Here is a 19,066-nt window from a genome sequence, read left to right as displayed (position 1 = left end):
GGAGGAATTACAGATGGGTTTTATTTCAAAAATCACACAAAAAAGAATGGCTGAGCTGGGGATTGAATCTCAGGTTAATCAGGCCGGCGAACAGACAGGGCTGCTTGGAGAAACGCTGCAGGAAGCCGCACAGCAGGCAGTAAGGCTGGCAGAAGGAAGCGCCGGGCGTGCAGGCGACTCCAAGACGCTTGCCCGGGAACTGAGCAATATGGCGGATGCGCTGCATACAGCCTCCACGATGGCGGAACAAACGGGTCGGTCGACCGATGATGCCCACCGGACTGCGGGACTGCTTAGACGCAGCCTGGAGCAGGCCGTCATGGAAGATCGCTCCCCGGGGCCACTGGAAGAGGTTTTTAAGTTAGCCGGCCAGGAACTCCGGGAGAACGTGAAGATGCTTCAGGAATACACATCTGATACAAATGAGGTGTTCGGGCAAGCGAAGTCGGCGGGCGGACGCTGGAAGGAAGCGGCCGAACGGATCTCGGAGGAAACAAGGGAGTCCGGTGCCGAACTGCAGGGGGTAACCGAACAAGCGGAGCGATTTGGGGGTTCTTCCCTTAAACTGGATGAAAAAGCGGGCCGGTTAAACCAAGGCCTTGAAGAATTCCTTCTTGCTTTTATGAAGATTAACCGATCCTCCGCCCAATTCTACGCCCAGGCTGAAGCTAGCGCCCATGCGGTGGAAGATGTAAGCGTCCAGTCCGAGGTTTTGGCGGGTTCCATACAAGGCCTGACAGACAACGCCGAAAGTCTCACGGCATCAGCGGAAGAAACGTCAGCAGCCATTCAGGAAATGGCCGCCTCGGTTCAACAGGTGGCGGGCAATGCGGCCTCGGCATCCGCTTCAGTCGAAGAGATTTCTGATCGGATGGAAGAGATGGGCGTATCCGTTAAAGGTGTTGCCCAAAATGCAGACAGCCTGACAGGATCTGCGCTGGAGAGCAACGCTTCCATCGGCGAGCTAGTCGTCTCCATCGGCAGGGTGGCGGGTAACGCAGCCAGCACGGTTGGATCGGTAAACGGAATTTCCCGCTCTGTAGAGGAGCTGGGAAATTCCATCAAAGGGGTTGCCCGCAATGCGGAGAGCCTCACGGCTTCAGCGGAAGAAACGTCGGCCGCGATTCAGGAAATGGCAGCTTCCGTGCAGCAAATCGCCGGCAATGCCGAGAGTACATCCGGTTCAGTGGAGCAAATCTCGGTTTCAATCGAAGAGCTGGGCGGCTCTATCCGGGGCGTAGCGCAAAACGGGGACAGCCTGGCCGCATCGGCTAAGGAAATGACCGATTCCGTACAGGAGATGATCATCTCAATAGAGCAGGTAGCCGGCAATGCGGAAAGCACAGCGAGCTCAGTGGAACAGATCTCCGCATCTATCGAGGAGACGGGCGGTTCTATCCAGAGCGTGGCGGCAAACGCCGAAAGTCTGACTGCTTCGGCTGAGGAAACCTCGGCGGCGATCCAGGAAATTGCGGCATCTGTGCAGCAGGTGGCCGGCAATGCCGACAGCACGGCGAGTTCGGTGGAACAAATTTCAGCTTCCATTGAGGAGATGAGCCGTTCCATCCAGGGCGTTAAGGACAATGCCGAAAGCTTAACGGCATCCGCTAAGGAAACGAATGACTCCGTACAGGAAATGGTGGCATCCATCCAGCAGGTGGCGGGAAACAGCGAAAGCACAGCGAGTTCGGTGGAGCAGATCTCCGCTTCCATCGAACAGATGGGGAAATCCGTTAAGGGAGTCGCAGGGAATGCCGAACAGCTCCAGCGGTTTACCGGCGATACCTCGGCCACCATACAGCAGATGGCAGCCTCCATTGAACAAGTTGCAAAGAACGCTCAATCAGTCAACGGACTGGCCGTTGAGGTGCTTAAAGACGCGAAGGAAGGCCGGTCCTCCGTCATTCAATCGGTGCAAGGGATGAAGGAGATCGAAGAGGTGGTAACGCAAGCGTCTAAGGTCATGGTCAACCTGGGCAAGAGCTCCGATGAGATCGGCAGCATCATTGAGGTGATCGACGATATCGCTGAACAGACCAATCTCCTGGCGCTGAACGCCGCCATCGAGGCGGCCCGTGCAGGTGAACACGGCAAAGGTTTTGCCGTTGTAGCCGATGAAGTGAGAAAGCTGGCTGAACGGAGCGCCAAAGCGACAAAGGAAATCGCCCAGCTGATCAAGGGTATCCAGTCCGAAACGTCGGAGGCAATCAAGGCAATCGATATGGGTACGCAGAAGGTCCAGCACGGCACTGTTCTCGCCGATGAAGCCGACAGCGCCATCCAGAAGATCGTGACCGGGGTAGACCGCATTACCGGTGAAATCAGTCAAATATCGACGGCGACCGCCGAACAGGCGAAAGGCGCCGAAAATGTAGTCAGCGTCATTTCCCAACTGGTGGAGCAGACGGAAATGATCACGGTTGCGGTCAAAGAACAGGCTTCAGGAACAGAGGAAATTATCCGCGGCATTACCAATGCGCGTGAACAGGTTCGTCAGGTGACACACGCCACCGTGGAGCAGGCGAAACAGGGACAAGATATCGCCAAAGCCATAACCAATGTAACCAAACAGGCGGAGCTGGTGACCCATGCGGTCCGGGAGCAGTCTATCGGTACAGGTGAAATCGTCAAGGGGATTGTAAATGCCCGTGAGCAGGTGGCACAGATCAGTACAGCCATTAACGAGCAGGCTAAGCAGAGCCGGGATGTGGTGACCGCTGTTGAAAATGTAACGAAACAGGCGGAAGCCGTAACCATCGCCACGATGGAGCAGGCGCGGGGAATTCGGGAGATCATTCAGGGAATAGGCAATGCACGCGAGCAGGTTCGCCAGGTTTCCCAGGCCATGATCGAGCAGGCCAAGCAAGGAAAAGAGATCTCGGATGCTGCGCTGAATGTAACGAAGCAGGCGGAAACGGTATCGACGGCTGTCAAAGAGCAGGCGAATACGGCGGAGCAGGTGATCCAGGGTGTACTCAATGCCCGTGAGCAGGTCGGCCAGATTTCCTATGCTACAGGCGAGCTGGCGAAACAGAGCCGTGAAATCGTGAATGCAGTTACGAATGTGACCAAGCAGGCGGAAATGGTCACGGCGGCGACGCTGGAGCAGGAGCGCGGCGCCGAAGAGATGGAACAGGGAATCAGCGATGCGCGCGAGCAAATTGCAATGATCAGCGCCGCGATGGAACAGCAGACCCAGCAAGGACAGTCATTGGCATCCTCCTTCGAGAATGTGGCAAAACAGGCCGAAATGGTTACAGCGGCCGTTAAGGAACAAGCCGCTTTCGCAGAGGACGTTATTCAAGGCATTACCAATGCACGCGAGCAGGTGGAGCAGATTTCAGCGGCGGCTTCCGAGCAGGCGAGCCAAAGCCGCAGTATCGTTACGGCGGCGAATAATGTGACCAACCAGGCGGCTGCCGTAACGGAAGCGGTGAAACGGCAGGCGGAGATTGGCAAGGCTGTAACGGGCGGCTCCGCTTCGGCCAAGGAGAAGCTGGTTTGGATGAATGAAGTGTTGTCCGCACAGGACGGCGCCTTCTCCACTTTGGAGGAGCGGTTTGGTTTGGTGATGGAAGGATCCGGAATGCTGAGCCGCGAGGCTAAGCTTCAGCATGGCGAAGCGGAAGCGATGTTGGTACGCCTCAAAACACTGGGCGAACGTCAAGCTTCGCTTCGGGAGCTGTGCCGCAGTTCGGTTGAGGAAGGGAATGCCTTGATGGAAAAATTCGGCCAGGCGGAGGAAGGGTCTGGTACAATCAGCGAGGCGGCCGGACGGTATTTGAAGCTGGGGATGACACTTCACTCCAGCGCGGCGGATTTGTCGGAAGCCCGCTTGTCAGCGAGCCTGGAAGATTCGCTTCGACTGGCTCAGACGCTCGAAGAACAGACGGTACAAACTGCGGCAGAGTCTCGCCATTTGCGGGGTCAGCTGAACACCAGCAGCGGACTGGGGGGCGAAATGGCTGTGAAAGCCCATGATGCGGCGGACCGTATGGCGGCAGCGGCTCAGGAGCTTCAGCTTTTCGGACAGCAATGCAGGGGAGCGGGTGAACGTCTCCAGACGGTTAGGCATGCCCTTGGCATAATCCGGTTCCGCTAAGCTTTCTTTAGGATAGCAGCAATCAGAAAGGGAAAGGATCATGAGTGTAAATGAACTGAAAGCGGATGAGGCTCCGCTGCGCCGTATCGCCGAAATTATTTATGACCACAGCGGCCTGAATTACAGAAATAATCTGTACAGCCTGCAGACCAAAATCGCCAAAAGGCTTCAGGAGCTGAATTTGACCGTCTTGCAATATGCGGAACATGTACAGAGGGATGCCAGGGAAATCGAACTTTTAATGCAGTGCGTCACAATCAACGAAACCTATTTTTTCCGGGAAGAAGCCCAGCTTAAGGAACTGGCCGGCATAGTATCCGCACAGGGACAGGGCGGCGTAATGCGTATCTGGAGCGCTGCCTGCTCTTCAGGAGAAGAACCGTACAGCATCGGCATGGTGCTGGCCCGTGAAGGGATAGCCGGCCGCGGAAATTTACAGATCATTGCCAGCGATATTAACCAGCGGGTGCTTTCTATGGCGGAGAAGGGCTTATACCCTAAACAATCCCTGTGTTTCCGGAGAACAACCGGCGAGCAACTGGACGAATTTTTCGACGACGAAGGAAACGGCTACAGGGTTAAAGCGGAGATCCGGAGTCTGGTGGAATTCAATCACACAAATTTGCTCCACCCGTTCCATAAGGACCGGATGGGGACAATGGACGCTATCTTTTGCCGCAATGTGCTGATTTACTTTGATCCGGATACGGTCTCCGGAATTATCGAGCGGTTTTACATGATGCTTAAGCCGGGAGGCTATCTGTTCCTCGGCCATGCCGAAACGATCCGGAGACAGGAGTTCGGATTCGATACGGTGAAGGCGAAGGAGACTTTTTATTTCAGAAAAAGGACTGAGGCGCTATGAGCAGATACGGAGTTCTCATTGTGGACGATTCCGCTTTTATGCGCAGAGCGATCCACCTCCTGTTCGACGAAGACCCTGACTTCTATGTAGTAGGAATCGCAAGGAACGGGGCGGAGGCGGTAGAAAAGGTAAACCGGCTTAAACCGGATATCGTAACTATGGATGTGGAGATGCCCGAAATGGACGGCATCGAAGCGTTGAAAATCATCATGGCCGACCACCCCGTACCGGTAGTGATGCTCAGCGTTCAGACGGATCATGGGACCGAAGCGACCATAAAAGCGCTGGAGCATGGAGCGGTTGATTTTTTTCTGAAGGACCATCTGATCGGGGGAGACGGACAAGCGGGTGAGCATAAAACATTCCTGGAGCGGGTGAAATGCGTAGCTCAGGCGAAACCGTCGGGGATTGAGCGGCAGGGCCGTCCGGCTGAGATTCCTTCAGTGGAGTTGGCGTCGCGCCGTCCTGCCGTGGACCTCATTCTTATCGGCTCCTCTACCGGCGGACCTTCTGCGCTGCAGTCGATACTGCTCCGTTTTCCAGCAACCTTTCCGATACCGGTACTGGTCGTACAGCATATGCCTGCCGGCTTTACGAAGCCGCTGGCGGACCGCTTCAACAATCTGTGTCCGATAACGATCAAGGAAGCGGAGAATGGCGAAGTGCCGGCCCCGGGCAACGTTTATGTCGCTCCCGCCGGGTTTCAGACACAGGTCGTCCGGCAGAAGGACGGAGTTGTTCTTCTTACCGTCGCTGGTGATACAATGGGGCGATATCTCTACAAGCCGTCAATCGACGCCGCGCTGACATCAGCGGTCCCTGTATACGGAAGGCGGATACTAACCGTAATCCTAACCGGTATGGGGACCGACGGTACGGCCGGCTGCCGGGAACTAAAAAAGATGAAGGGCAGAGTGCTTGCGGAAGCGGAGGAATCGTGCGTAGTTTACGGTATGCCGAGGTCCGTCCATGAAGCGGGACTGACGGACCGGCAGGTGCCGCTTCACCAAATTTACGAAAACCTGATTGATATGGCTTTTGAAGGATAAAGCCAAATAGCAAGTGTCCGGCCCCTTTGAAGAGGGGCCATTTTAGCACTGATTCATAAACTGACGGAGGAGCACTAGAATTTTTTAATGAAAATCCTTACAAGAGTCGAAAAATAATTGAAAATTTGCTGAAAGTTCTGATAGTCTAGAGGAGGAAGTGTTACATAGGATTTTTAATTTAGGATTGAAGGAATTCCTGCTGTGTGAAAATTATCCGTATTATTGCTGAAGTTGCTCTATTGTATGTGTTTTTTTGGCTGAAGAATAGCTGCAGAAGCTGCTGCATCTCCCGGTTCCGGGTAGTATCGTTGGCCTGCTGCTGCTCTATGTAATGCTCCTGCTGAGGATTTCAACTATGCCAATAGCAAAGGGCTTATGTTCGATCCTAAAACGATCCATCATGATGATCTCATCAAGCGATTGCACGAATTGCATCAGGAGATTACTAAGGAACGGGTAGCCGCTGCGTTCCTGCACAGTTTGTCAACGAGAAAAGTCTATCTGAGGAGCTCCCTTTCAAGCTGGGATCTAACTTCAGGATTGCATCTGCATAACTATTAACAGCGGAGCTCGGTGTGGACAAATACCAGCAGCTGCAGGGATAGTAATTTTCATCAACTCATGTCGGATCGAGAATATGTGGAAGAGGATTTAAATGTGCTAAATTTCGAGCGGGTCAAATGGGGAGGCATCCGCTTGAACGATCTTCTGTACTCAACTTGGCAGCCGGCTAGAAACCGGTTGCCTTTTGTTGATCCGGGAAGACGCAAATTTTGGAGAAGTGATTGCGCTTTGTTTCGGCAATGGGACCATGTTCTTGTCCTACAAGGGACTATGTTCTTGTCTTCCGACACTGTCGGTGGACTAGAACATAGTCCCATTAGAGCACGCGCCCAGCGCGGGTTTTCTGTTTTATGGGATCAAGTTCTTGTCCTTTGCTCTGGACAAGAACTTGATCCCATTGCCGAAAATGGACAAGAACATGGTACTATTGCCGATTTGATGAATGTCTAATCATAAGATCATTTAGGTATATTAAGAAGTAATTTCGCAAAGCTTTTTTAATCTAATCCTTAACCTTACGATTACACAAGACGAAAATTACATCATATTGATAACCTTTTCGAACAAAGCCATCCCCGTTGTCATTGCAGCCATGCCTGCGCCGCCTAATCTTACAGTGCTTACCGAGCAGTATCAGGCGGACTCCTATCTGGCCGCGCAGCTGATCTTCATTACAACCTTGCTGTCCGTGCTGACGATACCTATGATTGCCGCTGTCGCCGGATCAGCTTAGAGAGGCTGGATGATTAAGATTTCATAAAAAGCTACTTGTTAAATGATGATTTACTTCATTTGTGGATAAGGTGTGTGTACTGTTAAATTACATATATTTAGAGGGATCATCGGGCGGCCATAAAGCGCGATGATCCCATTTAGTAAATTCATGCATACAGTTCTTGAGATTTTGCTGATTACACGACAATCTCTTACTCCGTAAATTGAATTTCTTCGTATGTCATTGTTTGTGGTTTACTGCCTTCTATAGTCTTCACCGGTTTGTGTACAGTCTTGTCAAACGTCAAGCTTAAAAATCCAGGGGTAGAGTAGTGACCGGCATGGTCAATGAGGAATTTACCCGGTATAATCTGCTCCAGATCAACATCGGCATAAGCGATACCCTCTTCATCATGGGCCAGTGTATTGCTTATTGTTGTGCCATTAGGCGCCATGATTTTGGTACATCCATGACCAAGCTGCATGTAATTTTTCTGGTATTCCGTTTCTCCAACAATATCCCGCATTTCCTCCGTCCATATCTGAGACGCCATTAAGCAGAAGACTTGGTTAGATATTGCATAAAATTTAGCGGCTGTTTCACAGGCGTCTGTACCGAATAAATGACCGTCATAAGGCATGAAGATCGGCCAGGAGGACACGTGCACTTGTTCGTTCATGGAGGCCATCGCGGCAATATTCAAAGGTAGTAGGTGCTCCCAGCATTGCAGACCGCCAAGATTTCCGAATTCGGTATTGAAGACCGGCATCATACTTCCATCCCCGTCTCCCCAAATCGTTTTTTCGGCATTGGTCGCTTTTAGCTTACGATGCTTGCCAATCAAACTTCCAGCCGGGTCGAACCACAATTGGGTGAGGTATAAGGAGCCGCCCTCTTTTTCTGTGACGGACACGCAGAAGTAAACCTTGTTTCGTCTGGCGGCTTCACTTAACTTCTGAATCGATTGGCTTGGAATTTCAACAGCATTTTTATATAACTGAATGTAATATTTCATCCCATAATCAGCGTTGCCAAGCCAGATCCACCAGGGATATCCCGGGATAAATGCTTCAGGGAAGGCAATCACTTTTGCTCCGTTTGCAGCGGCTTCGTCTACCAATCGGCAAGTTTTATCAACAGTGGCTTCAAGGTTTAAAAATACGGGGGCGGCCTGAACCGCAGCTGCTTTAAATTTAGCGTAGTTTTCCATTAAGAGTCCTCCTAAATAAGTATCATTTTCATTATGATATATTTAATGACATTTAATAATAATTTCTTGTCCAAATCATAATTCATGTTATATTATTTAACAATCAAGCTGTTGTTGATAGGTCTAAACTTATACTTGATAGTGTAGGGGAGGATAGATGGACAAGATAACATGAGGTGAGGATATGGATACTAAAGATCTAAAAGCATTTGTGGCGGTGTACCAATACAAAAGTATTAATCAGGCAGCACAGGCCTTGTTTATGACGCCTCAAGGATTGAGTCAAACGATTAAAAAGCTCGAAAGGGAACTGGACCTGGAGCTGTTCAGCAGAACACCAAAGGGTGTCTTTCCAACAAAGTATGGGGATGTCCTAAACGAAAAATCCGGACAAATCATCAAAGAATTAACTTCTCTTAAGAAGACTACCCAAATGAAAGCCTCTGAAAGACTAACGCCTCTGACGATTGCATCTACATTCGGAGTTATCGCATATTTAACAGTAGACTTTTTAATTGATTTCCGGGAAGCTTATCCCGATATTCAACTGGATATTATTGAGGCTCCGGATGATTCAACCGAGGAAAAGATATGGACAGAAAAAGCCGAACTCGGATTTCTTGCAGGACCCATTAATACTGTTAAATTTAACGCTACCTTCTTCACCTCACATAAGCATTGTCTGGTTATCCATAAAGAACATAGACTGGCACAAAAACGAGCTATTGCATACGAAGATTTGGAAAATGAGCCAATTGCCCTGGAGGGACGTGCTTTCCGGCCCTATCACAACAATATGAACCGGTTCCTAAAAGCGGGAGTTACACCGCAAATCCTTCTGGAAACCTCTGAAATTGAGTTTACTCATCAAATTGCAAGCGCCAATAAAGGAATTGGATTGTCCGTCGATTACTGCGCCTTCAACAACCCGCACAAGAACACTGTAATTAGACCTTTTAAGGATTTCGATGAATGTACCTGGGACACATATCTCATTACCAAAAAAGGTAAGGTAATTAGTAAAGAAGCCGAAATTTTTCAGGATTTTGCGTTGTCCTGGCTGCGTACGAATCAAGCAAAGCTGTTTAAATGGGATGGGGAAGTGTTTTAATTGGAGTTCTCCCGAAATTCCTGGGGGGAAAAGCCAATCTGCTTTTTGAACACCTTGATAAAATGAGGAACAGAGGTGTAACCAAGCTTACCGGATATATCAAAGACTTTAAGGTCTGTATTCTTCAGAAGAAACACAGCCCTTTCCATGCGGATCTTCAATAGGTAATCTCCGATCGTCTCCCCGGTGACTGACTTGTACACACTGGACAAATGGACAGGGTGGAGGCAGACATAGTCCGCGATAGACTGTAGAGAGATTCCTTCGCTTAAATTCTCTTGGATATACAATTGAACACGAGTTACCAATCCCTGCTGTTTATTTTCCATGTTCGTAGCCAGATTTTCCCTTAAGTCATTCAATTGTCGATAGGACCACTCCTCCAACTTATTGGCCGACAGGAAGCCGGGTCTGCGTTGCAGTTGTTCTATTTCAAAGACGGTATGATCATAATTTCTACCGTTTTTGTTAGCGGCATGTATAAAGGCGGCAGCAAGAACAATAAACACTTCATATACCACATCGGACGTCAGATCGTCCATGAGTTTCATTTCCGCAAAGATAGATTCCAACTTTTGGCCGAATTCGATCCAGCGGCCGGCTTCGAGCAGTACGAATAAATACGGAGGTTCGTATAATGACATTATCTTTAAAGGTATATTGTCCACCATGCTTGCATTGTAAGATAACAACAATCCATTTTGGCTGCCTGCATACCGGGTGAACACACTCAGGGATTGCTGATATAAGCTAGATATTTGCTCGGGGAAGCGTTCAGCCGGGCTAAGATAAATCGAAATATCCTCATTAAGGAAGGTTTGAGTATGCTGCTGAAACTTCGAGGCAACGGAATGTAATAAGGAGTCTGATAACCTAGATTTGCTTTTGAGCAGCAGGACAAGATAGCCGTGATCCGAGAAGCAATGCCAGACCCAAAAATTATTTTGAAATACCTCAATTGCAATACTGGCCAAAGCGTGCTCCAAAAGTGAGAGCGACTGTACATCATAATTGGAGAAGCCTTCTTCCATCCGGACCAGCGCCAAGTTCACCAGATCACCTGCAAAAAAAGGTAATTCAAACAACTGCAGCTTTTCATTAAGAACCTCCTGCTTCAGGGGCTTATTGTTCAGAATGTCATTTAAAAGATGCTCTCTAAGCACGGGGAGACTTGTATTCAGTGTGTACTTCAGATTTTCCAGTGAACTAAGAGCAGTCCATTCCTCTTTGAGTTCATTCACAGCCTTTACAACTTCCTCGATAATCTGCTCGACGTCAACTGGCTTCAATAAATAGCTGACTGCTCTGTATTCCAGTGCTTTTTGAGCATACACAAAGTCATCATGTCCTGATAATACAATGCATTTCATTTTCGAAGATAACTGTTTTATGCGTTCAAGAAGTTCAATACCGCTCATTTCGGGCATACGGATGTCTGTTATAACGATATCAATCGTTTGCTGGCTAAGCAGCTCGAGCGCCTCGGCTCCTGAGCTGGCTCCGTATATTTCTGCAACCCCGTAAGACTCCCACGGAATAGTTAAAGTCAGGCTATCTACAACAGATTGTTCATCATCTACGATCAGCAAGTTGAACAAAATTTTTCTCCTCCTTTATTACATCCCAAGATACACATACCATTAGTCCGCCAGAAAGCGAATTGGAGATTTGGACTCCGGCTTCTTCACCAAACTGGATTTTTAATCTTTGGGTGATATTCCATAAGGCACAGCCCATTTCTTCCTTCAGGGAATCATTTAATTTCAGCTTCAATTCCGCAATCTCATCGGTGGTCATACCTTTCCCGTCATCCTCCACATAGAGATAACACGTTTCTTTATCTCGTTCTCCCCAAATACGGATATGCCCGCTGTCTCTTTTCTGCTCAATACCATGGACAACACTATTTTCTACAAGTGGCTGCAAGATAAGCCGCGGAACGGAAAGGTTCTGCATTGCTTCAGGAATATCTATTTCGAAGTGTATTCTTGGCATTCGCATTTTTTGAATATTCAAATAATTAATGGTTACTTTAAGTTCTGACTGCAAAGTGATAATAGACTGCTCCACTCTCGTTGTATAACGGAAATATTCAGCTAAATTTTTGGTCATTGCGGTTATCGCATCATAATTCCCCAAGCGAACCATGTTATTGATAAAGAATAAGCAATTGTATAGAAAATGAGGATTGATCTGGGCCTGCAGCTGCTTGAACAGAGATTCCCTTGATATAATTTTTTCCGTATACACATTTTCAATTAATTGCTGGATCTGTTCAGCCATATCATTGAAGTTGTTATGCAAAAAAGTGAATTCATCCATATCGGTTTTTCTGACCCTTGCGGAGAAATCACCTTCTTTAATGCTCCGCGCACCTCTAGTCAGCTCTTTAATAGGGATTTGAATTTTCCGGTACAACAAGAAGGAAGTCGTGACTCCTGATAGTACCAATATCAGGCAAGCGAAATAAAAAATAATTTTGGTATTCTGAATAGGAAGTAAGGCTTCCTGCAGGGAGATAAAATCAACAAGGTACCAGCCGAGCGAACGGGATTTCACGTAATTAACCAGAAAGTTTTGCTGCTGGATATTGATAATCTTGGTTCCTGTCATTCCGGATAGATCTCCGAGTCTGGCAATGATACTTTTAGTTAACAACGTATCGGAGCTGCTGTTCAGGATCATCTGATCTGAAGGATGATAAAAAAAGGGGTCTGATGTAGTTCCCTGTTTGGCGTCGTTCAATAAGGCAACCATATTCTGGACAGGAAAGGAGATGCGCATCACAAATCTTCTTTGACTAGCTTCCGCCAAGAAAGGAAAGGAAGAATAACGAACGAAATGGTTTTTTTCTATACTCCAAGCCTGATTCACTTTTTCGCTATCGACAGTGGGGGAAGGGTCCCATGTATCTCGGACAATCCATTCATCAAGCAAATTGGAATAGATGGAGATGGTATTATTCCAGCCGGTTGATAAGCTTTGTAATTTAAGCTTCTCCGCAATATTTCGCTTTAACCCAACTTGCTGGTACATATCCATGAGATCAACGGAGCTGAGCTGATTAATCGTGCTGTCCTGGTTCAACGCAGTGGCTATCATGGAGAGTTGATCAATATTCTGGTCCAATTGATTTGCCAAATAAATATTTTGATTGAGGTTATTCTTCTGGATATCCGATTGGACAATTTTTAGAGAGTTGTTGATGGAGTATGAATATAAGACGATTGCGCAGCCTGCCAGCAGGAAGATTAACAGATTTATTTTATGATAAATACTTAATTTGAATTTCCTCAATATAGTTACCTTCTTTCCCAGGAATGAATAGAGGATAATTGAATGCAATATAACCGCTGAATGGCTAATATGTCAACTTTCATTACGTTAACCTTTATAAATCGACATTCATTCCTAAGATAACACTATATAAAGCAGACCTTTCGCTCTCCTATAATAATATTACGCCCGAAGGGGCAGATAAGACATAAGGGGTGATTCTTTTGGAGCTTCAAAAAAAAGCAAGAGTGGGAGTTATTCTAACATTGTTTGCAGGCTTGTTGTCAGCGTGTTCGGGAAATACAGAAAATGGGGCATCCCAGAATGCGTCTGGAAGTGAAGAAAATCAATTAACAGTCGTGAACGGAAAAATTGAGCCTGAAGTTACTTTCACCTTAATCCGTGGAACTGATGCTGCAACCTCATTTAAGAATGGTGAGTCCATAGAGGATAACGTTCATATCAAATGGGCCAAGGAAACGCTGGGTGTAAATATACGGACTCTTTGGAGCGCCGGACAAGATAGTTATGACACCAAGCTAAAACTAATGCTGTCGGCTAATGAAAAGATGTCTGATGTAGTCGTTGTCAATAGCGCCAGTACAGCCAAGATGCTGATTGAATCCGGTAAAGTCATGAGTATTGATGAATCTTTTGAAAAATACGCCTCCGATACCTGGAAAACAGCCATGGCAGATGCTCCCGATGCGTGGCTCCCTTATAGAAGTGAAGGGAAAACCTATGCTTTTCCAATTTTGAGCAAGCCTGATGATAGTACGCCGGTACTGTGGATTCGCAAGGACTGGTTGGACAAGCTGGGATTACAGGCACCTAAGACACTCGATGAGTTGGAACAAGTGGTCGATGCTTTTACTAATGATGATCCTGATGGTAACGGAGTTAAGGATACGTATGGAATTGATTTGGCGATTAAAAATGGATTTGCTTCGAAGCCGCTTGAACCGATTGGCAATCCCAGCTGGTTCTTCGGAATGTTCGGTACTGTGGCGGGGCAGTGGAATTTAGAAGAGGATGGAACAGTGGCATATGGCTCTATTCAGCCAGGTACCAAAGAGGCATTGTTAACACTAAAGGAATGGAAAGACAAGGGTTATCTGGCCGAAGATATTTCTCTTCACGATTATGCCAAGGTAACAGAAAATATCGTAGCAGGAAAAGTAGGAATTATAGCAATGCCTGCATGGTATTTGGCCTATCCGGGCAGTATGCTGCTTCAGAATAACCCGGATGCCGATTATGAACCTTACCCGATCCCTTCCGGTCCTGATGGAAAAGCAGCCCGTCAAGGAACTGCTTTGACCTCCGGTGGCATTATGCTCAACAAAGACATCTCTTCCGAATCGCTACAAGGCTTCTTCCATTACATGAACTATTTGTACCAGGGCGCTGACTCGGATAATCCGCTTTTATTCCAAGGATTCCAAGAAGGCTATGACTACGCCGTTATTGATGGACAGATTGATCCGGATCAATCCAAAATTCCCGGCGGATATGTTGGAACAGGTAAATATACGATTTTAAGTAATACCCTTCCGCTTATTCCGTCCAAATATTTGGAATTATATTCTAAAATAGGAACAGGCAGCGAACTTAATGCACAGGAAACAGCTTTTATGGGCACACAAGGAATCGATGCGAAGCAACCCACAACTATTATGCAAGGGAAAGCGTTGAACGTTGTTAATGAACAAAGGGATATTACCAAGGTCAATACCTTTATAGGTGCCGCAACAGAAACAATGACTACCCGGCAGGATTTCCTCGACAAAATGGAGCTGGAAACATTCTCCAGTATTATCTATGGAAAGAATTCGATTGATGAATTTGATGCCTTTGTAGATAAATGGAAGAAATCCGGCGGGGAACAAATCACGCAGGAAGTCAATGATTGGTACAATTCGGTGAAGTAGCATCTTCAAGTGTGGAGTAGGCTCAGCCTGCTCCATACCACTTACGATCAATGAAAACGCAAGGAGTGAACTACGAACGATGGAATCACAAAAAAAAATTAATTCCGATCAATGGCAGCTGCATGTGCTATTATTACCGGCCGTATTGCTGGTTCTTATATTCACTTATCTTCCTTTTGGAGGACTGATCATTGCTTTTCAGAATTATAAACCGTATCTCGGGATAAGCGGTTCGAAATGGGTTGGGCTTGAACATTTTCAGTTTATGTTTTCGATGCCGGACAGTGTACAGGTCATTTGGAATACGCTAATTCTTGCTTTGTTCAAAATTTTCTTTATTACATTGATTAGTGTAATCTTCGCCTTACTGATAAATGAGGTTAGACAGAAGGTCATCAAACGCTGGGTTCAAACCTTGGTATATTTCCCTCATTTTTTGTCTTGGGTAGTCCTTGGCGGGATATTCAGTCAGTTGTTGTCGGTAGATGGAGGTCTGGTGAACCAGATGCTTCAGTCCTGGTTTGGAATGGATCCAGTGTTTTTTCTAGGTGAGGGTAATTGGTTCAGGTTCACCGCAATCTTCACCGAAGTATGGAAGGAGTTTGGATTCTACTCCATTATTTTCCTGGCGGCTTTGACCGGCATTAATCCTTCCCTCTATGAAGCCGCTGAGATCGATGGTGCTACCCGCTGGAAGCAAACGCTGCATATTACGCTGCCATCTATTCTTCCGGTAATCACAGTTGTAGTGACTTTGTCGATGAGCTATATACTCAGTGCAGGCTTTGATCAAATTTTCAACCTCTACAACCCGCTAGTATACGATAAAGGCGATATCATTGATACATTCGTTTACCGGATGGGGCTGGTCAATTCCAACTATAGTTTTGCAACGGCATTAGGCTTCTTTAAGTCATTTATCTCAATGGTATTAATTATCGTGAGTTATCGGCTTGCATACAAATTTGCGAATTACAGGATTTTTTAGGAGGAACAGCGATGCAGTATTACACCAAGGCACATAAAGGCTTCACCCTACTGAATTACATGATCATGATTATTCTGGCACTTATATGCATCGTTCCGTTTATACACTATATCTCTATTTCACTTAGCTCTACCGGTGCTGTACAATCCAAGGCTGTCGGACTCTGGCCAGTTGGACTTACCTTTGATGCTTACAAGGGAGCCTTACAGAAAAATGAGTTGTTTCAATCCTTGGGGGTAACCGTGCTGCGGACATTTCTAAGTACAGTGATTGGAATGAGCGTTACCGTTGCTGGAGCTTATGCCTTATCCAAGGGCAGCGGAATGTTAAAAGGCTACAGGCTGTATATTACTTTCTTTATCATTGCGCTCCTCTTCAATGGAGGGTTAATCCCCAATTATATTTTAATTAATAGTCTCGGGCTGATGGATACAATATGGGCGGTTGTGTTGCCTACTGCTGCTAATATTTTCAATATGATTTTGCTGTTGAACTTCTTTAAGGCGGTACCCCAGGAACTGGAGGAAGCTGGATTGATGGACGGTGCCAGTCATTGGGTTCTGCTGTTAAAGATATTTATACCGCTATCCCTGCCCGCGATGGCAACCGTCGGCTTGTTTGTAGTCGTTAACGAGTGGAATTCCTGGTTCGACGGTTCCATCTACTTGCGAGGCAATAATATCCCATTGGCCACTTATTTGCAGAGTATTATGGTGCAACAGGATATGGGGAATCTTAATGCCCAGGATATTTCACAGATCAGCACGGTAACGTTAAAAGCAGCTCAGGTGCTTTTAGGAACTTTACCTATTCTGATTGTTTATCCCTTTCTCCAACGCTTCTTCGTGCAAGGGGCCATGGTTGGAGCTGTCAAAGAATAGTCTTGAATAACAAATTAATTAATCAGGAGCGAATCATATGAAGAATATTAGAGTTGCAGGCGTTCAGGCGGCACCGGTATTTATGGATTTAGAACGTACAGTAGACAAGACATGTTGCTTTATCGCAGAAGCAGCACGGGAAGGAGCACAAGTAGTGGCTTTTCCCGAAGCCTACATTCCCGGCTACCCGACCTGGATATGGGATACGGCTCCTACAGAACGAACGGATCTATTCAAAAAACTGTATCAGAATGCAATCCGTATTCCTGGAGAAGCCGTATTAAAAATCAGCAAGGCTGCCCGAAACAATAATATTTATGTCTGTGTTTCGGTGACAGAACTTGACGGTGGCTCCTTGTATTTGACACAGCTGTGGTTTGATAACAAAGGAAATCTGATCGGAAAGCACCGTAAGCTGAAGCCTACCGCAGCTGAACGTCTGATCTGGGGACAGGGCGATGGTAGTATGATGAGTGTATACGATACAGAGATCGGTAGACTCGGAGGACTCATGTGCTGGGAGCATATGCTGCCTCTTAACATTGCTGCGATGAACAGCATGAATGAACAGATTCATGTTGCCGCATGGCCGGGATTAGGTGTCAACTCACACAGTCTCTTATCCCGAGGCCCTGGAGAGACTGCAACTAGATATTATTCAGCCGCTGCACAATGTTTTACAATCATGAGCACACAAGTCAACACAGAAGAGAGCATCCAGCAGAAACAGGAAGTAATCGGAACTAGTTTTCCAGAAACCCCCGGCGGAGGTTGTGCTAGAATTTACAATCCGATAGGTGAAATTATCAGTAATGTATTGCCTGACGATGTGGAAGGGATCGTATATGGAGAGCTTGATCTGGATTTATTAATTGAGGCCAAATATTTACTCGATCCTGCCGGTCATTATTCAACCCCTGATGTACTCAGCTTGAAATTCAACCAGAATCCGTTAAAATCTGTGGAACGCACGGGTGTGGAAAGAAACACTGGATTAACCTACGAAATACTGACAGAATCCATAATCGACCTGGACTAAGACGAAAGAAGGCAGGCGAATGCATGTAACAACGGAACGTCTCTCTTGGAAAGAACGAATCGGCTATGGAAGCAGCGACTTGGCAACTAATTTTGTCTCCCAGATGATCATTACGTATTTGGTAGTTTTCTATACCGATGTGTTTGGATTACAGCCTTCAGTGGTAGCCACTTTATTTTTGGTTGCCGGTTTTGCTGATGCTGCTAACAGCCTCGTATGGGGGGCAATTATTGATAACACGAAATCCAGATGGGGGAAAAGCCGCCCCTATCTACTGTGGCTATGCCTCCCGGCAGCGGTGCTTAGTGTTCTGGTGTTTACAGTCCCCGATTTAAATAAGGACGGAAAAATCGCATACGCATATATCACATATATTCTCATTCTGTTCGTCAATTCTGGTATCGGCAACTCGGTCAATACCTTGCTGACAAGTATAACCAGCAACCCGCGGGAGCGGATCACTTTAATGTCGGTTCGGATGGTATGCGGCATGGCAGGCATGGCCATCGTCACGTCAATAACGATTCCTTTAGTAGAACGGCTGGGCAACGGCAACGACGGACAGGGGTATTTTAGAGTCGCGGTTATTTTTGCAGTCATCAGTGTATTCTTCTACTTATTCTCTTTCTCTAAAATCAGAGAAAGAGTTACCCTTGACCAAACAATCAAGCTTCCGCTCAAAACAGGTATAAAAGCATTTAAGGGGAATCATTTGTGGTTTTTGGCACTATGTATCGTTTTTTTCTACTGGCTTGGCAACTCTGTCTCCTTGGCAACAACAGTTTACTATTTTAGATACAATATGCAGGCTTCAGAGCTGATTCCGTATTTATTTCTGATCAAAGCGCTCGCGATGATGCTCATATTTGCGTTGACGCCAACGATAGTTTCCAGACTCGGGAAAAGATACTCGATTATGACCGGTTGTTTCCTGGCGGTGATTGGACAATTGTTATTCCTGGCATATGGTCTGCATGCCGGATTTGCAATTGCAGGCTTACTCTTGAACTCATTCGGCAAAGGGCTGATTATGGGGATGTTCACCTTGTTTATTGCCGATTCCGTGGATTACGGGTTCAGGAGAACCGGAATCAAGGCCCAAGGACTCTTAACCTCATTGTCCGGGATTGGTGTGAAAATCGGCAGCAGTCTTGGCAGTGCCTTGGGCCCGTGGATTTTGGCAATAGGCCATTATGTCCCTAATCAGAATATTCAACCTGCTTCGGCGTTGACCAGCATAGAAACCGGTTTTTTATGGCTGCCGATTATAACCTACATTTTGATTTTTCTGGCTATGCTTAAATATGATACAACAACCATGGGGTGATATGAGGG

General features: G+C 46.9%; 14 protein-coding genes and 2 pseudogenes. 13 read left to right on the top strand and 3 right to left on the bottom strand.

What is annotated here, in order from left to right; translation table 11 throughout:
- Positions 1-13: 13 nt before the first annotated feature.
- The 7 genes and pseudogenes from M2108_RS01500 to M2108_RS01475 all read left to right on the top strand — a co-directional run bounded on the left by M2108_RS01500 (position 14) and on the right by M2108_RS01475 (position 7,313).
- On the top strand, positions 14-4,102 hold the full coding sequence (locus tag M2108_RS01500; RefSeq protein ID WP_277467700.1) for a methyl-accepting chemotaxis protein: 4,089 nt from the start codon (positions 14-16) through the stop codon (positions 4,100-4,102).
- A gap of 40 nt (positions 4,103-4,142) precedes the next feature.
- A complete protein-coding gene (locus tag M2108_RS01495) occupies positions 4,143-4,967 on the top strand; it encodes a CheR family methyltransferase (protein WP_277467701.1) in 825 nt (274 codons plus the stop codon).
- Positions 4,964-6,016, top strand: a complete 1,053-nt coding sequence (locus tag M2108_RS01490; RefSeq protein ID WP_277467702.1) for a protein-glutamate methylesterase/protein-glutamine glutaminase — start codon at positions 4,964-4,966, stop codon at positions 6,014-6,016. Before M2108_RS01495 ends, M2108_RS01490 begins: the two co-directional genes overlap by 4 nt.
- A gap of 268 nt (positions 6,017-6,284) precedes the next feature.
- Positions 6,285-6,356, top strand: a pseudogene (locus tag M2108_RS31520) (hypothetical protein); the annotation flags it as partial.
- A 2-nt stretch (positions 6,357-6,358) separates the two neighbouring features.
- Positions 6,359-6,730 (top strand): annotated as a pseudogene (locus tag M2108_RS01485) (hypothetical protein); the annotation flags it as partial.
- The gene (locus tag M2108_RS01480; RefSeq protein ID WP_280776834.1) at positions 6,713-7,030 is read left to right on the top strand and encodes a hypothetical protein; all 318 of its coding nucleotides are present in this window, start codon (positions 6,713-6,715) and stop codon (positions 7,028-7,030) included. The pseudogene M2108_RS01485 and the gene M2108_RS01480, both read left to right, overlap by 18 nt.
- A gap of 97 nt (positions 7,031-7,127) precedes the next feature.
- Positions 7,128-7,313, top strand: a complete 186-nt coding sequence (locus M2108_RS01475) for a hypothetical protein (protein WP_277467704.1) — start codon at positions 7,128-7,130, stop codon at positions 7,311-7,313.
- Positions 7,314-7,506: 193 nt separating this feature from the next.
- On the opposite strand, the gene M2108_RS01470 is transcribed toward M2108_RS01475, so the two are convergent.
- Positions 7,507-8,505, bottom strand: coding sequence for a carbon-nitrogen hydrolase family protein (locus tag M2108_RS01470; protein ID WP_277467705.1), 999 nt, complete (start codon positions 8,503-8,505; stop codon positions 7,507-7,509).
- 184 nt (positions 8,506-8,689) lie between these two features.
- Here M2108_RS01470 and M2108_RS01465 point away from each other — a divergent pair, with 184 nt between their 5' ends.
- Positions 8,690-9,616 carry a LysR family transcriptional regulator gene (locus tag M2108_RS01465; protein ID WP_277467707.1) on the top strand — a complete coding sequence of 309 codons (927 nt, stop codon included), beginning with the start codon at positions 8,690-8,692 and terminating at the stop codon, positions 9,614-9,616.
- On the opposite strand, the gene M2108_RS01460 is transcribed toward M2108_RS01465, so the two are convergent.
- Entirely contained in the window at positions 9,613-11,214 is a 1,602-nt protein-coding gene (locus M2108_RS01460; RefSeq protein ID WP_277467708.1) for a response regulator, read from the bottom strand. The genes M2108_RS01465 and M2108_RS01460 overlap by 4 nt on opposite strands.
- Complete coding sequence (locus tag M2108_RS01455) at positions 11,189-12,913, bottom strand: sensor histidine kinase (protein ID WP_277467709.1); 1,725 nt, start codon at positions 12,911-12,913, stop codon at positions 11,189-11,191. The genes M2108_RS01460 and M2108_RS01455 overlap by 26 nt, the downstream gene beginning before the upstream one ends.
- Positions 12,914-13,116: 203 nt before the next feature.
- Between M2108_RS01455 and M2108_RS01450 the strand changes: the two genes are divergently transcribed.
- The 5 genes from M2108_RS01450 to M2108_RS01430 all read left to right on the top strand — a co-directional run bounded on the left by M2108_RS01450 (position 13,117) and on the right by M2108_RS01430 (position 19,058).
- Positions 13,117-14,823: an extracellular solute-binding protein gene (locus tag M2108_RS01450; RefSeq protein ID WP_277467710.1), complete on the top strand. Its 1,707-nt coding sequence runs from the start codon at positions 13,117-13,119 to the stop codon at positions 14,821-14,823.
- Positions 14,824-14,902: 79 nt separating this feature from the next.
- Complete coding sequence (locus M2108_RS01445; protein WP_277467712.1) at positions 14,903-15,811, top strand: ABC transporter permease; 909 nt, start codon at positions 14,903-14,905, stop codon at positions 15,809-15,811.
- An 11-nt stretch (positions 15,812-15,822) separates the two neighbouring features.
- A complete protein-coding gene (locus M2108_RS01440) occupies positions 15,823-16,692 on the top strand; it encodes a carbohydrate ABC transporter permease (protein ID WP_277467713.1) in 870 nt (289 codons plus the stop codon).
- Positions 16,693-16,729: 37 nt separating this feature from the next.
- Positions 16,730-17,731, top strand: coding sequence for a carbon-nitrogen hydrolase family protein (locus M2108_RS01435; RefSeq protein ID WP_277467714.1), 1,002 nt, complete (start codon positions 16,730-16,732; stop codon positions 17,729-17,731).
- Between the two features lie 19 nt (positions 17,732-17,750).
- Positions 17,751-19,058: an MFS transporter gene (locus M2108_RS01430; protein ID WP_277467715.1), complete on the top strand. Its 1,308-nt coding sequence runs from the start codon at positions 17,751-17,753 to the stop codon at positions 19,056-19,058.
- Positions 19,059-19,066: the final 8 nt, after the last annotated feature.

It is taken from the genome of Paenibacillus sp. PastM-3 (assembly GCF_029893965.1).
Classification (GTDB): domain Bacteria; phylum Bacillota; class Bacilli; order Paenibacillales; family Paenibacillaceae; genus Paenibacillus_AQ.
Note: the sequence above shows the minus strand (reverse complement) of the source record. Positions and strands in the feature narration are given on the sequence as shown.